This window comes from Yoonia sp. (assembly GCF_014859355.1).
GTDB lineage: Bacteria > Pseudomonadota > Alphaproteobacteria > Rhodobacterales > Rhodobacteraceae > Yoonia.
The window spans coordinates 25,510-46,801 of record NZ_JACUUJ010000023.1 but is presented as its reverse complement, the minus strand read 5'-3'; the positions used below and the strand labels follow the sequence as shown (position 1 = coordinate 46,801).

At 58.3% G+C, this 21,292-nt stretch carries 20 protein-coding genes and 1 pseudogene; 10 read left to right on the top strand and 11 right to left on the bottom strand.

The features are described from left to right. Window positions 1-220 (bottom strand): annotated as a pseudogene (locus IBX59_RS09835) (hypothetical protein); the annotation flags it as partial. Between the two features lie 228 nt (window positions 221-448). On the opposite strand from IBX59_RS09835, the gene IBX59_RS09830 reads away from it, so the two are divergent. Beyond that, complete coding sequence (locus IBX59_RS09830) at window positions 449-1,102, top strand: YggS family pyridoxal phosphate-dependent enzyme (protein ID WP_296374986.1); 654 nt, start codon at window positions 449-451, stop codon at window positions 1,100-1,102. Further along, on the top strand, window positions 1,099-1,740 hold the full coding sequence (locus IBX59_RS09825; RefSeq protein WP_296374983.1) for a pseudouridine synthase: 642 nt from the start codon (window positions 1,099-1,101) through the stop codon (window positions 1,738-1,740). The genes IBX59_RS09830 and IBX59_RS09825 overlap by 4 nt, the downstream gene beginning before the upstream one ends. On the opposite strand, the gene IBX59_RS09820 is transcribed toward IBX59_RS09825, so the two are convergent. The 3 genes from IBX59_RS09820 to IBX59_RS09810 form a co-directional block, all read right to left on the bottom strand. Beyond that, window positions 1,737-2,333, bottom strand: a complete 597-nt coding sequence (locus tag IBX59_RS09820; protein ID WP_296374981.1) for an alpha/beta hydrolase — start codon at window positions 2,331-2,333, stop codon at window positions 1,737-1,739. The genes IBX59_RS09825 and IBX59_RS09820 overlap by 4 nt on opposite strands. Window position 2,334: 1 nt before the next feature. Then, window positions 2,335-3,264: a ring-cleaving dioxygenase gene (locus IBX59_RS09815; RefSeq protein ID WP_296374979.1), complete on the bottom strand. Its 930-nt coding sequence runs from the start codon at window positions 3,262-3,264 to the stop codon at window positions 2,335-2,337. Window positions 3,265-3,362: 98 nt separating this feature from the next. Then, window positions 3,363-4,802 carry an aldehyde dehydrogenase family protein gene (locus IBX59_RS09810; RefSeq protein ID WP_296374977.1) on the bottom strand — a complete coding sequence of 480 codons (1,440 nt, stop codon included), beginning with the start codon at window positions 4,800-4,802 and terminating at the stop codon, window positions 3,363-3,365. A gap of 123 nt (window positions 4,803-4,925) precedes the next feature. Between IBX59_RS09810 and IBX59_RS09805 the strand changes: the two genes are divergently transcribed. Then, window positions 4,926-5,579 carry a peroxiredoxin gene (locus tag IBX59_RS09805; protein WP_296374975.1) on the top strand — a complete coding sequence of 218 codons (654 nt, stop codon included), beginning with the start codon at window positions 4,926-4,928 and terminating at the stop codon, window positions 5,577-5,579. 183 nt (window positions 5,580-5,762) lie between these two features. On the opposite strand, the gene pnp is transcribed toward IBX59_RS09805, so the two are convergent. From pnp to IBX59_RS09785, 4 genes are all read right to left on the bottom strand, one after another. Next, window positions 5,763-7,895 carry a polyribonucleotide nucleotidyltransferase gene (gene pnp, locus IBX59_RS09800; protein WP_296374973.1) on the bottom strand — a complete coding sequence of 711 codons (2,133 nt, stop codon included), beginning with the start codon at window positions 7,893-7,895 and terminating at the stop codon, window positions 5,763-5,765. Window positions 7,896-8,063: 168 nt separating this feature from the next. Continuing rightward, a complete protein-coding gene (locus IBX59_RS09795) occupies window positions 8,064-9,527 on the bottom strand; it encodes a heme biosynthesis HemY N-terminal domain-containing protein (RefSeq protein ID WP_296374972.1) in 1,464 nt (487 codons plus the stop codon). 12 nt (window positions 9,528-9,539) lie between these two features. Next, window positions 9,540-10,757, bottom strand: coding sequence for a hypothetical protein (locus IBX59_RS09790; protein WP_296374970.1), 1,218 nt, complete (start codon window positions 10,755-10,757; stop codon window positions 9,540-9,542). A 93-nt stretch (window positions 10,758-10,850) separates the two neighbouring features. Beyond that, complete coding sequence (locus IBX59_RS09785) at window positions 10,851-11,558, bottom strand: uroporphyrinogen-III synthase (RefSeq protein ID WP_296374968.1); 708 nt, start codon at window positions 11,556-11,558, stop codon at window positions 10,851-10,853. A gap of 69 nt (window positions 11,559-11,627) precedes the next feature. Here IBX59_RS09785 and tsaD point away from each other — a divergent pair, with 69 nt between their 5' ends. From tsaD to IBX59_RS09765, 4 genes are read left to right on the top strand one after another with little or no spacing between them, the layout of a single operon-like run. After that, window positions 11,628-12,710, top strand: coding sequence for a tRNA (adenosine(37)-N6)-threonylcarbamoyltransferase complex transferase subunit TsaD (gene tsaD / locus IBX59_RS09780; RefSeq protein ID WP_296374965.1), 1,083 nt, complete (start codon window positions 11,628-11,630; stop codon window positions 12,708-12,710). Beyond that, window positions 12,707-13,669, top strand: a complete 963-nt coding sequence (locus IBX59_RS09775; RefSeq protein WP_296374963.1) for an NAD(P)H-dependent glycerol-3-phosphate dehydrogenase — start codon at window positions 12,707-12,709, stop codon at window positions 13,667-13,669. Before tsaD ends, IBX59_RS09775 begins: the two co-directional genes overlap by 4 nt. A 1-nt stretch (window position 13,670) precedes the next feature. After that, complete coding sequence (locus IBX59_RS09770; RefSeq protein ID WP_296374961.1) at window positions 13,671-13,943, top strand: YciI family protein; 273 nt, start codon at window positions 13,671-13,673, stop codon at window positions 13,941-13,943. After that, window positions 13,943-14,368, top strand: coding sequence for an EVE domain-containing protein (locus IBX59_RS09765; protein ID WP_296374960.1), 426 nt, complete (start codon window positions 13,943-13,945; stop codon window positions 14,366-14,368). The genes IBX59_RS09770 and IBX59_RS09765 overlap by 1 nt, the downstream gene beginning before the upstream one ends. A gap of 222 nt (window positions 14,369-14,590) precedes the next feature. Here the strand turns inward: IBX59_RS09765 and IBX59_RS09760 are convergent, their stop codons facing one another. Together IBX59_RS09760 and ahcY are read right to left on the bottom strand one after the other, a co-directional pair. After that, the gene (locus tag IBX59_RS09760; protein WP_296374958.1) at window positions 14,591-14,932 is read right to left on the bottom strand and encodes a DUF2853 family protein; all 342 of its coding nucleotides are present in this window, start codon (window positions 14,930-14,932) and stop codon (window positions 14,591-14,593) included. Between the two features lie 180 nt (window positions 14,933-15,112). Beyond that, window positions 15,113-16,501 (bottom strand): adenosylhomocysteinase, encoded by a 1,389-nt coding sequence (gene ahcY / locus IBX59_RS09755; RefSeq protein ID WP_296374956.1) that lies wholly within the window; start codon window positions 16,499-16,501, stop codon window positions 15,113-15,115. A 113-nt stretch (window positions 16,502-16,614) separates the two neighbouring features. Here ahcY and IBX59_RS09750 point away from each other — a divergent pair, with 113 nt between their 5' ends. Continuing rightward, complete coding sequence (locus IBX59_RS09750; protein ID WP_296374954.1) at window positions 16,615-17,205, top strand: HD family hydrolase; 591 nt, start codon at window positions 16,615-16,617, stop codon at window positions 17,203-17,205. 9 nt (window positions 17,206-17,214) lie between these two features. On the opposite strand, the gene IBX59_RS09745 is transcribed toward IBX59_RS09750, so the two are convergent. Next, complete coding sequence (locus tag IBX59_RS09745) at window positions 17,215-17,769, bottom strand: ActR/PrrA/RegA family redox response regulator transcription factor (RefSeq protein WP_296374953.1); 555 nt, start codon at window positions 17,767-17,769, stop codon at window positions 17,215-17,217. A gap of 443 nt (window positions 17,770-18,212) precedes the next feature. Here IBX59_RS09745 and regB point away from each other — a divergent pair, with 443 nt between their 5' ends. Beyond that, window positions 18,213-19,622: a sensor histidine kinase RegB gene (gene regB / locus IBX59_RS09740; protein WP_296374950.1), complete on the top strand. Its 1,410-nt coding sequence runs from the start codon at window positions 18,213-18,215 to the stop codon at window positions 19,620-19,622. Window positions 19,623-19,695: 73 nt separating this feature from the next. Then, window positions 19,696-21,291 (top strand): PAS-domain containing protein, encoded by a 1,596-nt coding sequence (locus tag IBX59_RS09735; RefSeq protein ID WP_296374948.1) that lies wholly within the window; start codon window positions 19,696-19,698, stop codon window positions 21,289-21,291. Window position 21,292: the final 1 nt, after the last annotated feature.

Genomic DNA, 21,292 nt, shown 5'->3' with positions numbered 1-21,292 from the left:
TGTCCAACGCGGTTGTCATGGAAACAGCAAGGTTGCCTTCCCAGTAGAAGCCATCATAGTCGCCGATCGCGCCACCATCAATTGGGCGAACATCGTTGTCGCTGTCGTCGTTATAGCCCAGCTCTACCGAGCCAGAGAAGGACACACCGGTGTGTCCGTCAGCAACTGCGGCGCCAGCGAAGGCGACGATCGCAGTTGTTGTAAGAAGGATGCTTTTCATGGATTTATTCCCTCGCAAAGTTTTGCATTCCCAAGAATGCCAGTTTGACCAGCATTGCTGCTTAATTGCGCTGAACGCCCCGCACACTCAAGCCAAATGGGGGGGGCAAATGCGGGTCGGTGGAAAATGATGCATCTATGACACACACCTGATTGCCCCATGACATCGCCCGCCAAACGCCCTATTTCAGGGAAAACCGTGGTTTTTGACCCAAAACAGGATGATTTCATGCCCCTAGACGAAATAAAGGCCCGCGTCGCCGCCGCCTGTGCCGCCGCTGACCGGCCCGCCGATGATGTGACGTTGATTGCCGTATCCAAGGTGCAACCGCTGGACCGCGTGCGCGCGGTGCTGGATCAGGGGCACCGGGTCTTTGGTGAAAACAAGGTGCAAGAAGCGGCAGGCAAATGGCCCGCCTTTCGCGAAACCTATGACGGAATCGCCCTGCACCTGATCGGCCCGCTGCAAACCAACAAGGCGCGGCAGGCGATGGACCTGGCGCAGGCGATCCACACGGTTGACCGGCCCAAGCTGGCAACAACGCTTGCAAGGCTGGCGCAGGACATGGGCCATTGCCCTGATCTGTTCATTCAGGTGAACACGGGCGAAGAACCGCAAAAGGCCGGTGTGCTGCCGTCGCAGGCGGATGATTTCGTGGCGCAGGTGCGCGCGCTTGACCTGCCGCTGGCGGGGCTGATGTGCATCCCCCCCGTGGACGAAGAACCAACGTTGCATTTCGCCCTGCTGGCGAAAATCGCCGCGCGCAACGGGTTGACCGGCCTGTCCATGGGGATGAGCGGCGATTTCGAACGCGCCATCGCGCAGGGGGCCACGCATATTCGCGTGGGGTCTGCCATTTTCGGTGAACGGGATTACGGGTGACTTATACGCCGCCCACGGACCCGCTTGTTTTTCTGCACGACGATCATCAGGTCGTGCTGGTCGATAAACCCAGCGGTTTGCTGTCTGTCCCCGGCAAGGGGCCGGATCTGGCCGATTGCCTGCTGATGCGGGTGCAGGCGGTGTTTCCCACCGCGCTGCTGGTGCACCGGCTGGACCGCGATACATCGGGCGTGATGGTCTTTGCCCTGACGCCCCACGCCCAGCGCCATCTGGGGTTGCAGTTTGAAAAACGCCAGACCCGCAAAACCTATGTCGCGCGCGTTTGGGGGGATATGGTGGCCAAGACGGGCACCGTTGATCTGCCGCTGATCGTGGATTGGCCCAACCGCCCCCGCCAGATGGTAGACCATGAAAACGGCAGGCAAGCCGTGACCGACTGGCGCGTGATGCGCCGTGGCGGCGGCGAAACCCGCGTGCGGCTGATGCCGAAAACCGGCCGGTCGCACCAGTTGCGGGTGCATATGCTGGCGCTGGGCCACCCGATACTGGGTGACCCGTTTTATGCGGAAGGGGCGGCGCGGGATTACCCCCGCCTGATGCTGCATTCCGAAACGCTGCAATTCCGCCACCCCGACGGCGGGCAGGGGATGCGAATCAGCGCCAAGGCCCCGTTTTAGCCGCGCAGGAACAGGGCGATTGCATCCACCTCGGAATTGGCAACCTCGTGTCCGCCGGGGTGCCAGTGGATTTGGACATCCGCGCCTTGCGCTGTCAGGTAATCGGCCAGCGCCTGCGTCCGGTCCGCCGGGCAGATCGGGTCGCGTTTGCCCGCTGTGATAAGGACGCGCCGGCCCGACAGTTCTGGTTGCGGTGCCGGATCCCACGGGATCAGCGGATGCATCAGGATCAGTGTATCCAGCAGGTCAGGCCGAACAAGCGCAACCGCCGCAAGGATATTCGCGCCATTCGAATAACCCATGGCAATGGTCTGCGACGGGCGTTTGATGGCACGTTCCTTGGCGATAAAATCTGCCATCATGGCCCTGCGCTGTGCCAGATCGTCCATGTCATAGACACCTTCGGCGGTGCGCCGGAAATACCGCAGGGCGCCGTTTTCCGTGACGTTCCCACGTGGTGATGTCACATGCGCGCCGGGCAGCAGTTGTTCGGCCAGCGTGTGAAACTGGTCTTCTGTCGCACCGGTGCCGTGACAGGTGAAAAATAGCGGCGCGCCGCTGGCCCCCTGTGTCTGTCTGGCAAAATATGGCATTTCAGTCCTCCAGCGGTTGAAGATACGATTCAAGTCGTGCGCGCAAATGTTCATGCTGTCCGGGCAATTTCAGTGCCTGCCCCAGATGTGCGGTGTCTTCGTCGCGGTCAAAACCCGGTTCATTTGTTGCCACCTCGAACAGGACACCGCCCGGCGTGCGGAAATAGATCGCGTGGAAATAATCGCGGTCGATCACAGGCGTCACCTGATAGCCGGTGTCCAGCAACGCCTCGCGCACCTCTAGCTGGCGCGCCCGGTTTGCAACGGCAAAGGCGATGTGGTGGACCGACCCAGCCCCCGGACGCGCGGCACTTGCGGTCGGGTTCACATCTAGGTCGATCGTGTTTGCAGCATTGCCGCCGGGCACGATGTAACGGGTGACGCTGCCTTCGGTGTCGTCTTTTTCATAGCCCATGAATTGCAGCAACTCTGCCGTCTTTGCGCCATCACGCAAACGCATGTCTGCAGAATGAAAACCGCGCACGGCCATGTCTGCGCTAACGCCATTGCCTGTCCACGGGGCGCGGTCATCGTCGTGTTCGACCAGCGCAAATACATCACCATCGGGCCCATTGAACAGCACGCGCTTTTGCCCGAAACGCACGTCTTGCGCCAGTCCGGCCACTTCAAACGTGGCCAATCTGTCAAGCCAGGCCCGCGATGTGCCGGTCGGAACGCTGAAAACTGTGCGGCCCACCTCACCTGCGCCAGGGCGACCCCGCGCAGCGTTCTGAAACGGGAAATAGGTCATGATGGTGCCGGGCGTGCCGGCCTCATCCCCATAATAAAGGTGATACACGTCAGGTGCATCGAAGTTCACTGTTTTTTTGACCCGGCGCAGGCCAAGGACGTTTGTAAAGAAAGCATTGTTGTCACGGGCGTCGCTTGCAAGCGACGTGACATGGTGCAGGCCTTTGATTTGGGCAAGCATGGCATCCCTCCTGAAATTCACCGATTGGAATATCAGAAAACTTCTGCTGCACGATAGACCCGCCAGCGCACCGAATTCGTGCGCTGGCGAACACAAGCCTAGTCTGCGGCCCAACCCGAAATGGCTTTGACTTCCAAGAATTCCTCGATTCCCCAAACACCGCCCTCACGGGCGCGGCCTGACATCTTGACCCCGCCAAAGGGCGAACCGGCTGCACGGGATTTGCCGTTCATTTCCACCATGCCGGACCGCAACGCCAACGCCATACGGTTACGTTTGGCGCCGTCCTGCGACTGCACGTAATTGGTCAGCCCGTATTGGGTATCATTGGCAATGCGGATCGCGTCTGCCTCGTCTTCAAACGGGATGATCGACAGGACAGGGCCAAATATTTCTTCACGCGCGATTCGCATATCGTTGTTCACATCGGCAAAGACGGTCGGGCGCACAAAATAGCCACGGTTCACGCCCTCGGGCAGGCCAAGACCACCGGCAACCAGCCGCGCGCCTTCTTCGATGCCGACGGCGATCATCGCCTGAATCTGGTCCCACTGGGTCTTGTTCACAATGGGGCCAATGTGGTCGCCCGGTTCGGATGCGGGGCCAACCTTGATACTGTTCGCGACCTCTGCCGCGATTTCCACGGCCTGATCATAGATCGACCGTTCCACCAGCATCCGGGTCGGCGCATTACAAGACTGGCCGGAATTATTCATGCAGTGGATCACGCCGCGCTTGACCGCCTTGTCATCGGCATCGGCAAAGATCACGTTGGCACCCTTGCCGCCCAGTTCCAGCGTCACGCGTTTCAGCGTTTGCGCCGCCGCGAGCGAAATAGCGCGCCCTGCGCGGGTGGATCCGGTAAAGCTGATCATGGCGATGTCTTCGTGGCTGGACATCTGGCTGCCCACACCGGCGCCGTCACCATTGACCATGTTGAACACGCCAGCCGGCACACCTGCGTCGTGCACAAATTCAGTGAACAACAACGACGACAGCGGCGCCTCTTCCGATGGTTTCAACACGATGGTACACCCCGCCAACAGCGCCGGAATAACCTTGAGCGTGACCTGATTCATCGGCCAGTTCCACGGCGTGATCAGCCCGACAACGCCGATCGGATCCAGCGCGATACGGTCGTTGGGCGCGTGCGGGCCAAGCGGGCGCACCCATTCGATTTCCTCAAACGCGGTCAGGAAATTTTTCAAATGCCATGGTAGGCAGGTGGCTTGACTGTCACGGGCCATGTCGATGGGTGCGCCCATTTCAAGGCAGATGGCCTGCGCCATTTCTTCCTCTCGGGCCTCGTATTGGGCCAGGATGCCTTTGACATATTCCGCGCGTTCCGCCGGGGGCGTCGCCGACCACGCCGGCAGGGCGGCGCTGGCAGATGCAACCGCCGCATCGGTGTCAGGCTGATCGCCCAGCGAAATAACGGCGCAGGCTTCTTCGGTGGATGGGTTCACGACAAGATGGTCACGCGGTTTGGCTGGGGCCACCCACTGACCGTTGATGTAGAAATCTCGTTTCTGGATCATATGACCGCTCCTTGATTGTCTGGACAAGGTGTCGCACTGTCGTTGGCCCGGTGCAAGGCGCGGTAGCATTCGTGTGATGTAATTCATATATCGTAAATATAAGCAGGTAATAAGGAGCATCCAATGGCACTGCGCATTAACGATACGATTCCCGATCTGACCGTTGAAACTGATCAGGGCGCGATTTCCCTGCACGACTGGATCGGCGATAGCTGGGCGATCCTGTTTTCCCACCCCAAGGATTTTACCCCCGTTTGCACAACTGAATTCGGCGCTGTCGCGCAGCTGGCCGATGAATGGGAAAAGCGCGGCACCAAGGTGATGGGCATCAGCGTTGACGGAGTTGAGGATCATAAGAAATGGAAAAGCGACATTGAAACCTTTGCCCATGCAAAGGCTGGTTTCCCGATCATTGCCGATGAAGACCTGACCGTCGCCAAAGCGTTCGACATGCTGCCTGCCGATGCCTATTTACCCGACGGCCGCACACCGGCTGACAGTGCAACCGTGCGCGTCGTCTTTATCATCGGGCCTGACAAGAAACTGAAACTGTCGATGACCTATCCCATGAACGTCGGGCGCAATTTCGCCGAAGTATTGCGCGCGCTTGACGGCTTGCAAACCGCTGCACGCGAAAACGTCGCAACGCCCGCAAACTGGAATGTCGGTGACGATGTGGTCATCCCGACAGCGGTCAGCGATGCAGACGCCAAGGCGAAATATGGCGATTTTACAACCCACTTTCCCTATCTGCGGACAACCAAACTATCCAGCTGAGGCGCCCGGCAAGCACATGAAGGGCCTCGCACCTTGCCGGGCTTTTTGGTTTATATGTTTGTCGTCAACAAAACGCATTTTTCCAGGGACACACAGCCTGGATTGCCGAAACGAAAACACCCGGCCACAAGGGCCGGGTGCAAACCGTGCAGGGCAAATTCCTTGCCCCGTTGATGCGGCCAATTATTCGGCAGCGTCTTCTTTGGCAAGTTCTTGGCCAGTGGACTGATCAACCATTTTCATGGCCAAACGCACCTTGCCGCGGTCATCAAAGCCCAACAATTTAACCCAGACTTCCTGACCTTCCTTCAACACATCCGACGGATGGTTCAGGCGCTTGTTTTCAATCTGGGATACATGGACCAGACCGTCACGTTTGCCAAAGAAGTTCACAAAAGCGCCGAAATCAACCAGTTTGACCACGGTGCCTTTGTAAATCAGGCCTTCTTCAGGTTCGGCCACGATCGAATGGATCATGTCATAAGCCCGTTTGATCGCCGCGGCGTCGTTCGATGCCAGCTTGATCACGCCGTCATCATTGATATCGACCTTGGCACCCGACGTTTCAACGATTTCACGGATGACCTTGCCGCCAGACCCGATGACTTCGCGGATTTTATCGACAGGGATTTGCATGGTTTCGATCTTGGGCGCATGCACGCTGAATTCCTGCGCGCCGGTCAGCGCCTTGGACATTTCATTCAGGATATGCAGGCGGCCTGCTTTGGCTTGGTCCAGCGCCTTGGACATGATTTCAGGCGTGATGCCCGCAATCTTGATATCCATCTGTAAGGACGTGATGCCGTTTTCAGTGCCAGCGACCTTGAAATCCATATCGCCAAGGTGGTCTTCGTCACCCAGAATATCGGACAGGATCGCATAAGACCCGTCGTCTTCCATCACCAGACCCATGGCCACACCGGCAACAGGTGCCTTCAGCGGCACACCAGCATCCATCATCGACAAAGAGCTGCCGCAGACCGTTGCCATCGACGACGAACCGTTCGATTCGGTAATCTCGGATACGATGCGGATGGTGTAAGGAAAATCGGTTGCTGCGGGCAGAACGGCCTGCAACGCACGCCACGCCAGTTTACCATGGCCAATTTCGCGACGCCCCGGAGGGCCAACGCGCCCCGCTTCGCCCACCGAATAGGGAGGGAAGTTATAGTGCAGCAAAAAGTTGGATTTATACATGCCGGTCAGCGCATCAATCATCTGTTCGTCGTCACCGGTGCCCAGCGTGGTCACGACCAGGCCTTGGGTTTCACCACGCGTGAACAGCGCCGAACCGTGGGTCCGGGGCAGAATACCGGTTTCCGACACGATGGGCCGGATCTGATCCAGCGCGCGCCCGTCAATCCGGCGGCCATTTTTCACAACGTCACCGCGCAGAACGTCTGATTCCAGCTTTTTCAAGGCCGCGCCAAGGTTTGCATCAGCCTGCTGTTCCTCGGTCAGGGCGGCGATGATATCGGCCTTGGCGATGGATACGGCTATGGTGCGTTCCTGTTTGTCAGTGATCGCATAAGCGGCGCGCATCTTGTCTTCGCCAGTGGATTTCACGGCGGCGTAAAGATCGGCATAATCAGGTACGTCAAACTGGAAGGGTTCTTTTGCGCTTGACTCGGCCAGATCAATAATCAGGTCAATCACCGGCTGGATTTGTTCGTGCGCAAAGCTGACAGCGCCCAGCATCTCAGCCTCTGATAGCTCGTAAGCTTCTGATTCCACCATCATCACGGCATCTTTCGTGCCGGCGACGACAAGGTCCAGACGCTGTTCGGGGTTCAGGCGCAGGTTGTGCATGTCGTCGATTTCGGGGTTCAGAATGTATTCGCCATCCACAAAACCCACACGGCAACCGGCGATCGGGCCCATGAAAGGCGCGCCGGAAATGGTCAGCGCAGCGGATGCCGCGATCATGGCGATCATGTCGGGGTCGTTCACTCCATCAAAGCTCAGCACGGTGCACATCACCAGCACTTCGTTTTTGAAACCGGGAACGAACAGGGGGCGCAACGGGCGGTCGATCAGACGCGCCGTCAGCGTTTCCTTTTCTGTGGGGCGCGCTTCGCGTTTGAAAAAACCGCCGGGAACCTTGCCCGCAGCATAATATTTTTCTTGGTAATGCACGGTCAGCGGAAAGAAATCCTGACCGGGCCGCTGGACCTTGGCAAAGGTCACGTTGGCCATGACACTGGTTTCGCCCAGCGTGGCGATAACAGAACCATCCGCCTGACGAGCAACCTTACCCGTTTCCAGCGTCAGCGTCTCTTGCCCCCACTGGATTGATTTTTTGACTTCGTTAAACATCATGTTTTCCTAGTTGGCCTGTGCGGCCTTTTGCGTAGGGGGCGTATTCCCCCTCATTCCTGTATCTTCTTTGTCAGGCGCTGGAATGCGGGCGCCGGTCTTCCAAGATGGATGGCACATAACGGAATTTGACAGCTTTGGAAAGGGCAGTGCGCTGCAATGGAAACGCTAGCCCTCGGGCCGTTTTTGATCTCTGTCACCGTCCACCACCTCGGCCTCGACCAGCTCGGTCGTGGCGGGCGGGTTGGTTTCTTTGTCACGGCCCACGATCAGCGGCAGCATTTCGGTGCCTGCGGGCATTGCGACCTCGCTGGTGGGGGTTGATTTCCACGATAGTGTGTCGAAGGCATGGCAGTTGCTACAGGTCGGGGCCCATGTGGCATGAACCGTGTGGCAGTTGTCACAAACCCATTGCGGGCCGCGCGGCGCGGTCAAGGCGCGCGTCAACCAGCCGCGCACCACGCTGTCATCCGCGCCACTGCCCCTCTCAATTGCCGCCATCAGCGTCAGAACCCGCGCGGTCGGATCGGTTTCAACCAGATCGCCAAGCGCGCGCTTGGCATCAGGGAATTCCTCGGCCGTGATATGCAGTTCAGCCAGCAGCATTTTCGTTTCGGGATGATCGGGGCTGGATTTCACCAAGGCCTTGAACCGTTTCAGCCGGGCCTGCGGCGTTTCATCCGCCACGATTTCGGCAAAGGCAGCGGCCAGATCGGGATGCGGATGCGCGTTCCATGCCTTGGTCAGCACCCGTGTGGCATAGCGGGCGTTGCCATCGGCCATGTAACCACGCGCAGCCATGACAGCCGCCGGGATCAGGTCGGGTGACAGGCGGTTCGCCTCGATCGCGGCTTCGCGGGATTCGATTGTCTTGCCGTCATCAATGATGTCGCGCGCCTCTGATAGGGCCAGCACCGCATCACGCCGTTTGTAAACATCGCGCGGCAGCGTGCCGGTTTTGAGCTTGGTGTTCAGCGTCTTGCGCGCACCAATCCAATCGGATTTTTCTGCCTGTAAACGCAGCAGAACGTCTTGGGTTTCTTCATGCTTTGGCTTCAGCGCAAACGCCTTTTCCGCCAGTTTCAGCGCAGTATCCGTATCGCCATCCGCCAGCTTTTGTTTCATGATGCCGCGCACCCCGACAAAGCGGGTCTGGCTGTCTTCCAGCAGCTTTTTATAGGTATTTTCCGCCTTTTTTCGGTCGCCAGTCAGTTCAGCGGCCTGCGCAATCAGAAGGTTGGTCAACCGCGGCTTTTGCAGGTATTTTTCCGCCCGCGCCGCCTTTGTCAAAGCAAGATGCCCTTCCCCCGACGCTAGCGCCATCATACCTTCGGCCAATGCCTCATAGCCTTTACGCTCGCGGTTGCGGTCAAAATAACGCGAAATCGCGGTTTCATCGCCGTTCAGAAATTTGAACGCAGCCACCAGAAACGCCAGAATTTTCAAGCCAAGCCAGACCGCGAGAACAAACGCCGCCAACCCGAATACGACCTCGATCGGTTCCAGCGTGAATTCGTCAATGCCGGTATTGACCGTCAACCCACCGTCAAGGTCCATCAGGATGGTCCCGCCATAAGTCAGCGCAATAATGGCGGCGACGAAAACCAGAATTTTAATGAGAGACCAAAGCATGGGTTTCGCCTTTTATTTATCGTTAAAAGTGGTCGCGAGCATATCTGCGGCGGTCAGGGCGCTGGCACGCAATTCTGCGCGCTTCAGCCAGTCTGACAAGTCAGCGCGGGCAACATCGGGCAGACTGGCCAGTTCGGCCAGCGCATCAGACAAACGGCCTGACTTTATCGCAGCTTCGGCTCGCGACAGGATCGCGTCAACAGTTGTTCCTTCGCGTGGGGCGACAGAGCGCACATCAAACTGGTTGCGCAGAAACGCCGCAAAGCCGCTGGTGTCTTCGCCCGCCACCCCTGCGCTGCGGGCGGTAGCCAGCGCGGTGCGGGCGGCATCGGGAAATGTATCCTGCAAACTGGCAAGGGTTGGCACACCATCGCGCGCCGCCGCCAGATCATCCGGTATCGCGTCGCCGGTGGCATCCGCCAGATCATCCAGCAAGGCCCCCAAAGGCGCACCACTATCCAGCGCCGTCTGCACACGCGCCAGCGCCGCGCGGCCCGCAGACCGGCGGACAGAATCCTGCGCGCTTTGTTCAATGGTTGCCGCTTGGGCGCGCGCCGCAGCCAATTCTGACTGCGCCGTTTGTGTCATGGTGGACAATTCATCTTGCATCTGGGCGCGCAAGGCGTCCAGTTCAGCCTGATAGGCCGACATATCAGGCGCGGGTAATGTTGCCGCATCGCCAATTGCAATGGACGGCAGGTCATCCAACCGCGTCTGTAATGCGGCAACGGCGGCATCAAGCCGGGAAATGTCGGCGGAAACCGCTTCTTGCGCCGCTTGCAGCGCCGCCAAATCGTCGGCCACAAGGGACGGCATTTGCGCAATTTTCTCTTGCAGCGCGGCGATTTCGGCGCTTTGGCCTGCCAACCGGTCTGACAAAGGGCTATCTGCCGGCGCCGTGGTCAGTGTTGCAACACCAAAGCCAATGACCCCAGCCACCAGCCCGCCCAAAACCAAAGGCACAAACCCGCCCCGCCGTGCGGGCGGGGTCGGTTCCGGCTTTTGAGGTTCTGTGTATGTCGGGGTGGGCGGTTTTTCCGATGCAGCAGGCTTTGATGCAACATCAGGGGCTTGCGGCGCTTTTGCTGGCGTTTGGGCGGCACGGGGATGCACCTCTGGCGGAATCACATCGGACACTGCCACATCCAAGCCCGCAGGTTTTTTGCCAGCTTCTTGTGATTGCGTCGGTGGTGTTGGCGTCTTGCGACCCTTGGCAGGTTGATTTGCCACGTTGAAACCCTTTCACCGCATGGCCCATCGAAAAGGCCGTTATCTTGTTATCCTAGCGCGCAAATTCGCGACCCTCAAGCAAATGCACCGTGATCAGCCTTGCTGTGCCAGATCGCGCAAACAAGCGATTGTTGCGGCAACCATGGCCGGTCCGTTTGGTGCAGTGGCAATCGCGATGGTTCGCACGGTCATATCCGATGGCACCGCAGCCGCACTGATCGCGATCAGATGCAAAGGGGCCGCAAATGGCCCCTGTTGCTGAAATATCGTGCTGGTGCGGGCCGAAAAAAGCGGCACAACCACGGGGCCTATCCCATCCAGCGCTGTTTTGGCGGCTGTGTGCAGCGATTGTGCCTGTTGGTCATAGGCGATCACATCGCGGCACGCCACACCTGCCGAAGTAAGAGTAGCGGCAATATCGCCGCGTGCGTGATGCCCCCTGATGTGCGCCAGTGGCCCAATCGCCCCGCGCCGCAGGATCAGGGCCGTCAGCTCTGTTGCGTTGCCAGGTCCGGTGACGGTTTCAAACCCGACATCAGCCGCGGCCTTTTGCGTCTGTGCGCCAACACAAAACGCAAGGCACCCTTTGGGCAAACCCAGCCGTGCGGCCTGTGCAACACCGTTGACCGACGTGAAAATGACACCGCCGATCCGCGTGAGATTATCCGCCACCGGCACCGGCACGATCCGCAGAAGCGGCGAGAGGATCACATCCAATGGCCCGGGCCAGGCTTGCCTGATCGTGGCGGCAAACAGCGGGCCCTGCGGGTCTGGACGGGTCACAATCAGGGTGGGTTTCATGGCGATACCATTGTTTGCATGCCTGCGCAGTGTTACCTGCATGCGATAAAGGCGCAACCGGAACCCCCCATGACGCAAGACCTGACAATCCTTGGCATCGAAAGCAGCTGCGATGACACCGCCGCCGCCGTGGTGCGCAATACTGTTGTGCTGTCATCGGTGGTTTACGGACAAACCGCACTGCACGCTGATTTCGGGGGTGTTGTCCCCGAAATCGCTGCCCGCGCCCATGCCGAAAAACTGGATCACGCCGTCGAACAGGCGATGGCCGAGGCCGGTGTCAGCTTTGCCGACCTTGACGCCATCGCGGTCACCGCAGGGCCGGGGTTGATTGGCGGCGTCTTGTCCGGCGTGATGTGCGCCAAGGGGCTGGCCGCCGCAACCGGCCTGCCGCTGATCGGGGTGAACCATCTGGCCGGCCATGCCCTGACGCCGCGCCTGACTGATCAGATCACGTTTCCCTATTTAATGTTGCTGGTATCCGGCGGTCACTGTCAGTTCCTGATCGTCGCGGCGCATGACCGTTACCACCGAGTCGGCGGCACCATTGACGATGCCCCGGGCGAGGCGTTCGACAAGACAGCCCGCATTCTTGGCCTGCCCCAGCCCGGCGGCCCCGCAATCGAATCGGCGGCGCGTCATGGCGACCCGAAACGATTTGCACTGCCGCGCCCGCTGCTGAACCAACCGGGGTGCGACATGTCTTTTTCCGGTCTGAAAACCGCGATGCTGCGCGCGCGCGATAGTGTTATCGTGGAAAAGGGCGGGCTGACGCCGCAGGATCAGGCAGACCTTAGCGCGGGCTTTCAAGGCGCGATCGTCGATATTCTGACCGAAAAGACACGCCGCGCCTTGGCTGAATATATGGCGCTGACCCCGACAAAACCGTCTTTTGCCATCGCCGGCGGGGTTGCCGCAAACGGGCCGATCCGCGCATCTTTGATGGCACTTTGCGCTGGATTAGACACTGATTTTATCGCACCCCCCCTGCATCTTTGCACCGACAACGCCGCGATGATCGCCTATGCCGGGGCGGCGCGGATGCACGCAGGGTCGGTGGATGACCTGACCCTGTCAGCCCGCCCCCGCTGGCCGTTGGACGACCGCGCCGCGCCAATGCTGGGATCAGGCAAAAAAGGGGCAAAGGCATGAAAATCGGGATCATCGGCAGTGGCGCCTTTGGCACGGGGCTAGGTGTGGCATTGGCTTTGGATGGCAATGACATCACGCTTTGGGGACGCGACGGCGATGCGCAGGCCGCCATCCAGACCACACGGCAAAACCCAAAGCTGCCTGATGTGACATTGCCCGAAAATATGACGTTTTCCGCTGTATTAGAGACTGTTTTTTCCCGAGATATCATCCTGCTTTCGATCCCGGCACAGACGCTGCGGCCCTTTCTTGCGGATCATGTTACCCCGCTTTCCGGCAAATATCTGGTCGCCTGCTGCAAGGGGATCGACCTTGAACGCATGACGGGGCCAGCCAGCACAATCCGCAACATGATCCCCGATGCGATCGCTGCGATCCTGACCGGGCCCAGTTTTGCCACCGATATCGCCCGGGGCCTGCCCACCGCGCTGACGCTGGCCTGTGCCGTTGATGCGGCAGGAGAAATTTTGCAAACGGCACTGTCCACCTCGGCGCTGCGGCTTTATCGCACCACCGATACGGTGGGGGCGGAATTGGGTGGCGCACTGAAAAACGTGCTGGCGATTGCATCCGGTGTGGCGATTGGCGCGGGGCTGGGCGACAGCGCGCGCGCCGCGTTGATGACCCGCGGATTTCCCGAAATGCAACGCCTTGCCGCCGCGCTGGGGGCCGATCCTGAAACACTGGCGGGGCTGTCGGGCTTTGGCGATCTGGTGCTGACCTGCACATCCGATCAATCGCGCAACTACCGTTACGGGTTGGCGCTGGGTCAGGGTAAAGCCTTTGATGCCGGCACCACCGTCGAAGGTGTCGCCACGGCCGGCGCGGTGCGACAACTGGCGCGGGATCTGGACATTGACCTGCCGATTTGCACAGTGGTTGCAGATTTGACAAGCGGACAAACCGATGTGATGGCGGCGCTGAATGCGCTGTTGTCACGCCCACTCAAGGAAGAATGACATGCGTTTTGCACTCATGACCAAGGACAAACCCGGCGCGCTGCAAACACGGCTGGATAACCGCGACGCGCATCTGGCCTATATCGCCGAAACCGACGTGGTTGAAATGGCAGGTCCTGTTCTGGATGCTGACGGGCAGATGTGCGGGTCGCTGATCGTGCTGGAGGTGGACGATCTGGCCGCAGCACAGGCCTGGGCCGCCAACGACCCCTATGCCAAGGCCGGATTGTTCAGCGATGTCACGCTGCAAGCGTGGAAAAAGGTGATCGGCTGATGGCCTATTGGCTGTTCAAATCGGAACCGGATGTCTGGGGCTGGGATGATCAGGTCGCCAAGGGTGATGCTGGCGAAGAATGGAACGGTGTGCGCAATTATCAGGCCCGCAACAACATGCGTGCGATGAAACGGGGCGACCGGGGGTTTTTCTATCATTCGCGCAGCGGGCTGGAGATTGTCGGCATCGTCGAAGTCTGCGCTGAGGCGCACCCCGACAGCACAACCGATGATGCCCGTTGGGACTGCGTGGATATCAAGGCGGTACGCCGGTTCAACAAATCCGTCACGCTGGAACAGATCAAGGCTGAGCCCCAGCTAAAGGACATGGTGCTGGTGAATAATGCGCGCCTGTCGGTGCAGCCGGTTACAGATGACGAATGGCAGATCATTTGCGAAATGGGTGAAACCAAATCGGGTGATTGAATAGAAAAGAGGGCCGGACATAGCCCGAACCCTCTTTCACCCCGCGTGCTCCCAATCCACCACACGCATTGAATATCCAGGTCCAGACCATACTAGTCTTGCCTTACTTATAGCGGGCCGGACGCATATCTGGCAAATGTTATACGCCTAGAATTTTATTCAAACGCAACGCAAAACGCCCACCGAAGTGGCGGGCGTCAGAATGCGTTAAGTAGCAGAGTCTTAGCCGTAAATGGCTTCTTTGCCGAAATGTTTGGTCAGCATGTAATAGACGACAGCGCGGTATTTGTTCCGTTCTGACTGGCCATAGGTATCCAGCACGGATTTGATTGCCGTATCCAGCTCTGGCCCATCTTTCAGGCCCAGTTTCTTGATCAGAAAGTTGTTTTTGACGGTCTCAACCTCGGCCGGTTGGGTCGCCGCGACAGTGGCCGCATCTGCATTATAGATCGCCGGACCACAACCGATTGTGACCTTGGTCAGCAAATCCAAATCCGGCGTCATGCCACATTTATTTTTCAAGTCATCTGCATATCGTGCAATCAAATCGTCGCGCTTACCCATAGGAATGTCCCCGAAGTTTTTTTCATAATTCAATGCGTTTCGCACCGTAGGGCGAAGATTAGCGATACATCGGGCATTTGCTAAGATTTTTTTGCAGTAGGCGGCAAGTTTTTACGCGGCACGCATACTGACCCTGTGCCGCCACCGTGCCAATTGGCCGATGGCGGCATGTTTGTGCAATCAATAACGGTAATGATCGGGCTTGAACGGCCCTTCCACGGTCACGCCGATATAATCGGCCTGATCCTTGCGCAGTTCGGTCAGTTTCACGCCAATCCGTTTCAGATGCAAACGCGCGACCTTTTCATCCAGATGCTTGGGCAGGATGAACACACCAGGGGCATACTCGTCGCCCTTGGTCCACAGTTCGATCTGCGCCAGCACTTGGTTGGTGAACGATGCCGACATCACAAAAGACGGGTGACCCGTGGCATTGCCCAAGTTCAGAAGGCGCCCTTCGGACAGCAGAATCAAACGGTTGCCAGACGGCATTTCGATCATGTCCACCTGTTCCTTGATGTTGGTCCATTTATGGTTTTTCAGCGCGGCCACCTGAATTTCATTGTCGAAATGGCCGATATTGCCGACGATCGCCATATCCTTCATCTCGCGCATATGCTCGATCCGGATGACATCGCGGTTGCCGGTGGTGGTGATGAAAATGTCGGCAGTGTCCAGCACATCCTCTAGCAACACCACCTCGAACCCGTCCATCGCGGCTTGCAGCGCGCAAATCGGGTCCACTTCAGTCACCTTGACGCGCGCGCCAGCACCCCGCAGCGATGCGGCAGAACCTTTGCCAACGTCACCATAGCCGCAGACCACCGCAACCTTGCCGGCCATCATCGTATCTGTCGCACGGCGAATACCATCGACCAGCGATTCCTTGCAGCCGTATTTGTTATCGAACTTCGACTTGGTTACGCTGTCGTTCACGTTAATCGCAGGGAAAGGCAGCTGGCCGTTCCTGTGCAGATCATACAGGCGGTGGACACCCGTTGTCGTTTCCTCGGATACGCCCTTGATCGCGTCGCGGGTTTTGGTGAACCAGCCGGGCGATTGCGCCATGCGTTTCTTGATCTGCGCCTTGATGACTTCTTCTTCCTCGGACTGGGGGACAGGGATGATATCTTCGCCCGCTTCGGCCCGCGCACCCAGCAAAACATAAAGCGTCGCATCGCCGCCATCGTCCAAGATCATGTTCGCACCTTCGGGGAACTGGAACGACCGGTCGAGATAATCCCAGTGTTCCTCAAGGCTTTGGCCTTTGATCGCGAAAACCGGCGTGCCGCCTGCGGCAATGGCCGCGGCGGCATGGTCTTGGGTGGAAAAGATGTTGCAAGACGCCCAGCGAACATCGGCGCCCAGCGCGTTCAGCGTTTCGATCAGAACAGCGGTCTGGATCGTCATGTGCAGACTGCCCACGATGCGCGCACCCTTCAGTGGTTGCGATGCTCCGAATTCTTCGCGCAGGGCCATCAGGCCGGGCATTTCGGTTTCGGCGATATCCAATTCCTTGCGGCCAAAGGCGGCCAGCGCGATATCCTTGACGATATAGTCTTGCGACATGCTGTTCTTCTCCTGAAAATTGTTGGGCGTGCCATAGCATCGCGGTCGGGTTGCCACAATCCAAAGCCACGTATTATGCAGTTGTCTGAAAAATGAATTAAGGCGAACCCCCCATGAAACAACCACGCGCATGGCAAAGGATGCTTTCGGGCCGCAGGCTGGACCTGCTGGACCCGACCCCGATGGACATTGAAATCGCGGATATCGCGCACGGGCTGGCCTTTGTCGCGCGCTGGAACGGGCAGACGCGGGGCGATTTTGCCTATTCAGTAGCCGAACATTCCCTGTTGGTGACCGAAATTTTCAGCCGCCAGAACCCCAAGGCCCCGGTAAAATGGCAGTTGGCCGCATTGCTGCACGATGCGCCGGAATATGTGATTGGTGACATGATCAGCCCGGTCAAGGCCGCGGTGGGGCCGGGGTACGGCGCGCTGGATGACCGGCTGACCGCCGCCATCCATCTGCGCTTTGGCCTGCCGGCACAAATACCCGTAACGATCAAGCGCCAGATAAAAAAAGCCGATAAACTTTCTGCCTGGCTAGAGGCAGTGCAGATTGCAGGGTTTACGCAGGCAGAAGCGGACAGGTTATTTGGTAAACAGATTGCGGCGCTGACGCAAAGCCTGACAATCCGGCTACGGCCCCCCGCGCAGGTGCGCGATGACTTTACCGCCCTGCACCAGCGCCTGATGGATGCCTTGTGATCCGTCCAATCACCGCGGGCTGCGCTTGGCCAGTATCCGTTGCAATGTGCGCCGGTGCATCGACAACCGCCGCGCGGTTTCTGAAACGTTCCTGTCACAAAGCTCGTAGACCCGCTGGATATGTTCCCAACGCACACGATCCGCGCTCATCGGGTTTTCGGGGGGTGGCGGCAGGCCGTCATTGCGCGCCAGCAGCGCATTGGTCACGTCGGTCGCATCGGCCGGTTTCGCCAGATAATCGACCGCGCCAATCTTGACGGCGGCCACCGCCGTTGCAATTGCACCATAGCCTGTCAGAACGACGATCCGGCTTTCGGGCCGCTGTGCGCGTAATCGTTCGACCACATCAAGCCCGTTGCCATCTTCCAGCCGCAGGTCAACAACCGCATAAGCCGGCGGTCGTGCCGTCGCAATCGCAATGCCTGCCGCCACAGAATCGGCCATTTCTACTGCAAATCCGCGTTTTTCCATCGCCTTGGCAAGCCGCCGCAGAAATGCCTCGTCATCATCGACCAAAAGAAGGCTGTTGTCATCGCCCAGATCCAGTGGCTCGGTATTCATCATCGGTCCTTCACATTTCAGAATTGAACGTAGGCCCTTGGCCAAAGCCGTCAACTGTTCAGGCCGCTGCGCCGAAACATCCCGTGTGTGGTGCCACCTCCTCGGGGGTGTGATCTGGCGAAAAAATCCACAAACCCCACATCCGGCATCTCGAAATAGATCAATGCCATAGGCTGCATAAGTTAATATTCGTAGTCATCATCCCGTTTGGCATCAAGCATCTTGCAGGCCTGCGCCGCCGCAGTAACCCGCGTATCTGACCCCCCGCATCATCTGCCATTTGCGTCATGATATAGGTTCCACCCGACAGTCCAAGGGCCAGCACGCTGGTGCCATTTGCAATCGTTCTGAACATCCGATCCCCCTTTTGCGGATTGGTCGCATTGATCCTCTATGCACACAGGCTTATCAATAGCCCAGCTTGGCGCATGGGATGACATCATCAAATGTCGATTTCGGAATTTGAAATGTTTCAGGACCAGCAGCGCAGCAACTGGGTGCGCTTGCGCACGCTTGTCACGCTGCGCTGGTTTGCCGCCGCCGGGCAGGCCACGGCCATTCTGGTTGCGGTTCAGGTTTACGGCCTGCAGATCGAGGTAGGATTTGCCGCAATGGTGATTGCCGCTTCGTTGCTGGCGAATCTGTTTTGCAGCTTTGTCTATCCTGAAAATAAACGTCTTTCCGAACGTGAGGCATCGTTCTGGATGGTGTTTGACATCGTGCAACTAAGCCTGCTGTTATTTCTGACGGGCGGGCTGAATAATCCATTTGCGATGCTGGTCTTGGCCCCCGTCACCATTGCTGCAACGGTTCTGCATCTGCGCAGCACCGTATTTCTGGGGCTGGCAGCGATCGTACTGATCAGCCTTCTCAGCCAGTTGAGCCTGCCCATTATTGGCGCACAAGGGGAAATGCTGGTCTTGCCGGGGCTGTTTCTGTTCGGGTTCTGGGTCGCGCTGACCATTGGTGTGGTCTTTCTGGCCATCTATGCCCGACAGGTCACAACCGAGATGCACACCATGGGCGAGGCACTGCTGGCCACGCAACTGGCGCTGGCGCGTGAACAAAAACTGACAGATCTGGGCGGTGTCGTTGCTGCCGCCGCGCATGAACTGGGCACACCGCTTGCCACGATCAAACTGGTCAGCAGCGAATTGATGGAAGAACTGGAAAACCATCCCGAATTGCTAGAGGATGCCGCCCTGATCCGGCAACAAGCCAACCGCTGTCGCGATATTCTGCATTCCATGGGGCGGGCGGGCAAGGATGACCTGCACCTGCGCCACGCACCTTTGGAAACCGTGGTTCGGGAAGCCGCCGAACCGCATGTCAGCCGTGGCAAGACAGTTGTTTTTAAAGTCGGCCCGGCGCTGGGGGCTGAACTGGCCCAACCAACCATTCCCCGCCGCCCTGAAATCATTCACGGGTTGCGCAACCTGATCCAGAACGCTGTCGATTTTTCACAGTCCAAGGTTCATGTCGATATCAACTGGTCCGAAACCGAAATCAACGTCCGCATATCTGATGACGGGCAGGGGTTTCCGCCTTCTGTGCTAGGGCGCATCGGCGACCCTTATGTGCGCCGGCGGCGGTATACCGAAGACCGCGGGCGCCGCCCCGGTTACGAAGGGATGGGGCTGGGCCTGTTCATCGCCAAGACCCTTCTCGAACGATCTGGGGCAAAGCTGACCTTTGCCAATAGCCGCAGGCATGGCCATGCAGGCTGGGCCGGTCAGGCAACCGGCGGTGCCATTGTGCAGGTCACATGGGCAAGATCTGCCCTGCCCGACCCGAACCGCGCGCCCGGTCGCGCGCTTGGCAAAAACAAACCCATTGATCTATGGCCGACAGCCTGAACTCTTCTTAACCGCGTCTTAACTTTAATTGTGGATGCTGGTTGCGAAGGCCGGAATCAAGGGCACGTTGGCGATGACATGGATGGATTTGACGGTGGCAACAGCCGCTGCAACAATCGGCGCAACGATCGTCATGATCACGCTGAGGTTCATTGACCGAAGAAGCGCCCGGTTTGTGACGGCCAACGACAGCACGGCAACAGGACCGGTCTTTCTGTTCAATGACAAGATCATGATCGACGCAACGCCTGACGCCTTGGCCATGATCGCACCGCATGTCAGACATATGAATGACTATGATGCGGTGATCCACGTTCTTTCGCCACACTTTCCAAAGTTACGCGAAACGCTTGCTGAAGACATCAGCACACCTGTGCAAATCGCCGGGGCCAAGGCCGCCGATATCTGGCTGGACGCGCAGCAAAAAGACGGCATCTTGCGCCTCGCGGTAAAAGGCCACAACGATGCCGACGGCCAGACAGCCAGCGACGTGATTGAAATTGATATCAGAATGTCAGAACTGGAAATGCTGCGCGACATGGCGCAGCACAGCCCGCAGATGATCTGGCACGAAGACCACGATGGCACCCTTCTGTGGGCCAACCATATGTATTTGACATTTTGTGACCAACGGCAAAATACAAGTGACAACATAGCCACCGCTGATACTTGGCCAAGCGAGCCGCTTTTTCCCAATCTGCACGAAGCGCTGGCCAACCGCGACAGCACGGTGCGCAGGCTGTCGGTCACGCTGCCTAAAAAACGGGCGGAACATTGGTTTGATGTCACCAGCATAAAACGGCATGATGGGTCCCTGCACTTCGCAACTGATGCCAATGCGGTCGTGCGCGCAAACCATGAACGTCACCATTTCGTGCAAACGCTTGGCAAAACCTTTGCTGACCTGTCCATCGGGCTAGCCATTTTTAACAAGCGACGTGAATTGACCATGTTCAACCCAGCGCTTGTTGATATGACAAATCTGCCGGTTGATTTTCTGAGCCAGCGTCCAACACTGGATACAGTGCTGGACCGGTTGCGCGAAACGCGGATGCTGCCGGAACCGAAAAACTATACCACATGGCGCGATCACTTCACCGCGCTGGAAGTGGCCGCAAAGAATGGCCATTATACCGAAATTTGGAACCTGCCCGAAGGTCAGACATATCGCGTCACCGGACGCCCGCATCCTGATGGTGCCTTTGCCTTTCTGTTTGAAGATATCAGCGCCGAAATATCGCTGACCCGGCGATTCCGCACGGACATTGAAACGGGGCAGGCCGTGCTTGATGCCCTTGCAGATCCGATCGCGGTCTTTTCCAGTGGTGGCACGATGGTGATGTCAAATGCGGCTTATAACCGGCTTTGGGATGAAAGCCCGGCAGGCGTGATCACGCCATTTGACCTGCAATCAGCCAGCAAGAACTGGCAATCAAAGTGCGCGCCAACCCCTGTCTGGGCCGAATTGCACCGTTTCATTCATATACTTGGCCCGCGCAAACCGTGGTCTGATCGCGTGATCCTTGACGATGGACGTCACCTGCGCTGCCATGCGCAGCCGATTTCGGGGGGCATGACAATGGTCAGGTTCAGTCTTGCTCCCCCGCAAATGCCGGTGATGCGCAAACTCGCGGCGGCGGATCCGGCATTACTTGCCGCCAAGCGATGAT

Bases quoted from the DNA above. Each gene is read 5' to 3' on its own strand.
- tsaD (WP_296374965.1), top strand. From the start codon at position 11,628: ATGACGCAAGACCTGACAATCCTTGGCATCGAAAGCAGCTGCGATGAC.
- IBX59_RS09795 (WP_296374972.1), bottom strand. From the start codon at position 9,527: ATGCTTTGGTCTCTCATTAAAATTCTGGTTTTCGTCGCCGCCATTATT.
- IBX59_RS09810 (WP_296374977.1), bottom strand. From the start codon at position 4,802: ATGATCCAGAAACGAGATTTCTACATCAACGGTCAGTGGGTGGCCCCA.
- regB (WP_296374950.1), top strand. From the start codon at position 18,213: ATGTCGATTTCGGAATTTGAAATGTTTCAGGACCAGCAGCGCAGCAAC.
- IBX59_RS09765 (WP_296374960.1), top strand. From the start codon at position 13,943: ATGGCCTATTGGCTGTTCAAATCGGAACCGGATGTCTGGGGCTGGGAT.
- IBX59_RS09760 (WP_296374958.1), bottom strand. From the start codon at position 14,932: ATGGGTAAGCGCGACGATTTGATTGCACGATATGCAGATGACTTGAAA.
- IBX59_RS09785 (WP_296374968.1), bottom strand. From the start codon at position 11,558: ATGAAACCCACCCTGATTGTGACCCGTCCAGACCCGCAGGGCCCGCTG.
- IBX59_RS09830 (WP_296374986.1), top strand. From the start codon at position 449: ATGCCCCTAGACGAAATAAAGGCCCGCGTCGCCGCCGCCTGTGCCGCC.
- IBX59_RS09775 (WP_296374963.1), top strand. From the start codon at position 12,707: ATGAAAATCGGGATCATCGGCAGTGGCGCCTTTGGCACGGGGCTAGGT.
- IBX59_RS09750 (WP_296374954.1), top strand. From the start codon at position 16,615: ATGAAACAACCACGCGCATGGCAAAGGATGCTTTCGGGCCGCAGGCTG.
- IBX59_RS09745 (WP_296374953.1), bottom strand. From the start codon at position 17,769: ATGATGAATACCGAGCCACTGGATCTGGGCGATGACAACAGCCTTCTT.
- IBX59_RS09820 (WP_296374981.1), bottom strand. From the start codon at position 2,333: ATGCCATATTTTGCCAGACAGACACAGGGGGCCAGCGGCGCGCCGCTA.
- ahcY (WP_296374956.1), bottom strand. From the start codon at position 16,501: ATGTCGCAAGACTATATCGTCAAGGATATCGCGCTGGCCGCCTTTGGC.
- IBX59_RS09805 (WP_296374975.1), top strand. From the start codon at position 4,926: ATGGCACTGCGCATTAACGATACGATTCCCGATCTGACCGTTGAAACT.
- IBX59_RS09770 (WP_296374961.1), top strand. From the start codon at position 13,671: ATGCGTTTTGCACTCATGACCAAGGACAAACCCGGCGCGCTGCAAACA.
- IBX59_RS09735 (WP_296374948.1), top strand. From the start codon at position 19,696: ATGACATGGATGGATTTGACGGTGGCAACAGCCGCTGCAACAATCGGC.
- IBX59_RS09815 (WP_296374979.1), bottom strand. From the start codon at position 3,264: ATGCTTGCCCAAATCAAAGGCCTGCACCATGTCACGTCGCTTGCAAGC.
- pnp (WP_296374973.1), bottom strand. From the start codon at position 7,895: ATGTTTAACGAAGTCAAAAAATCAATCCAGTGGGGGCAAGAGACGCTG.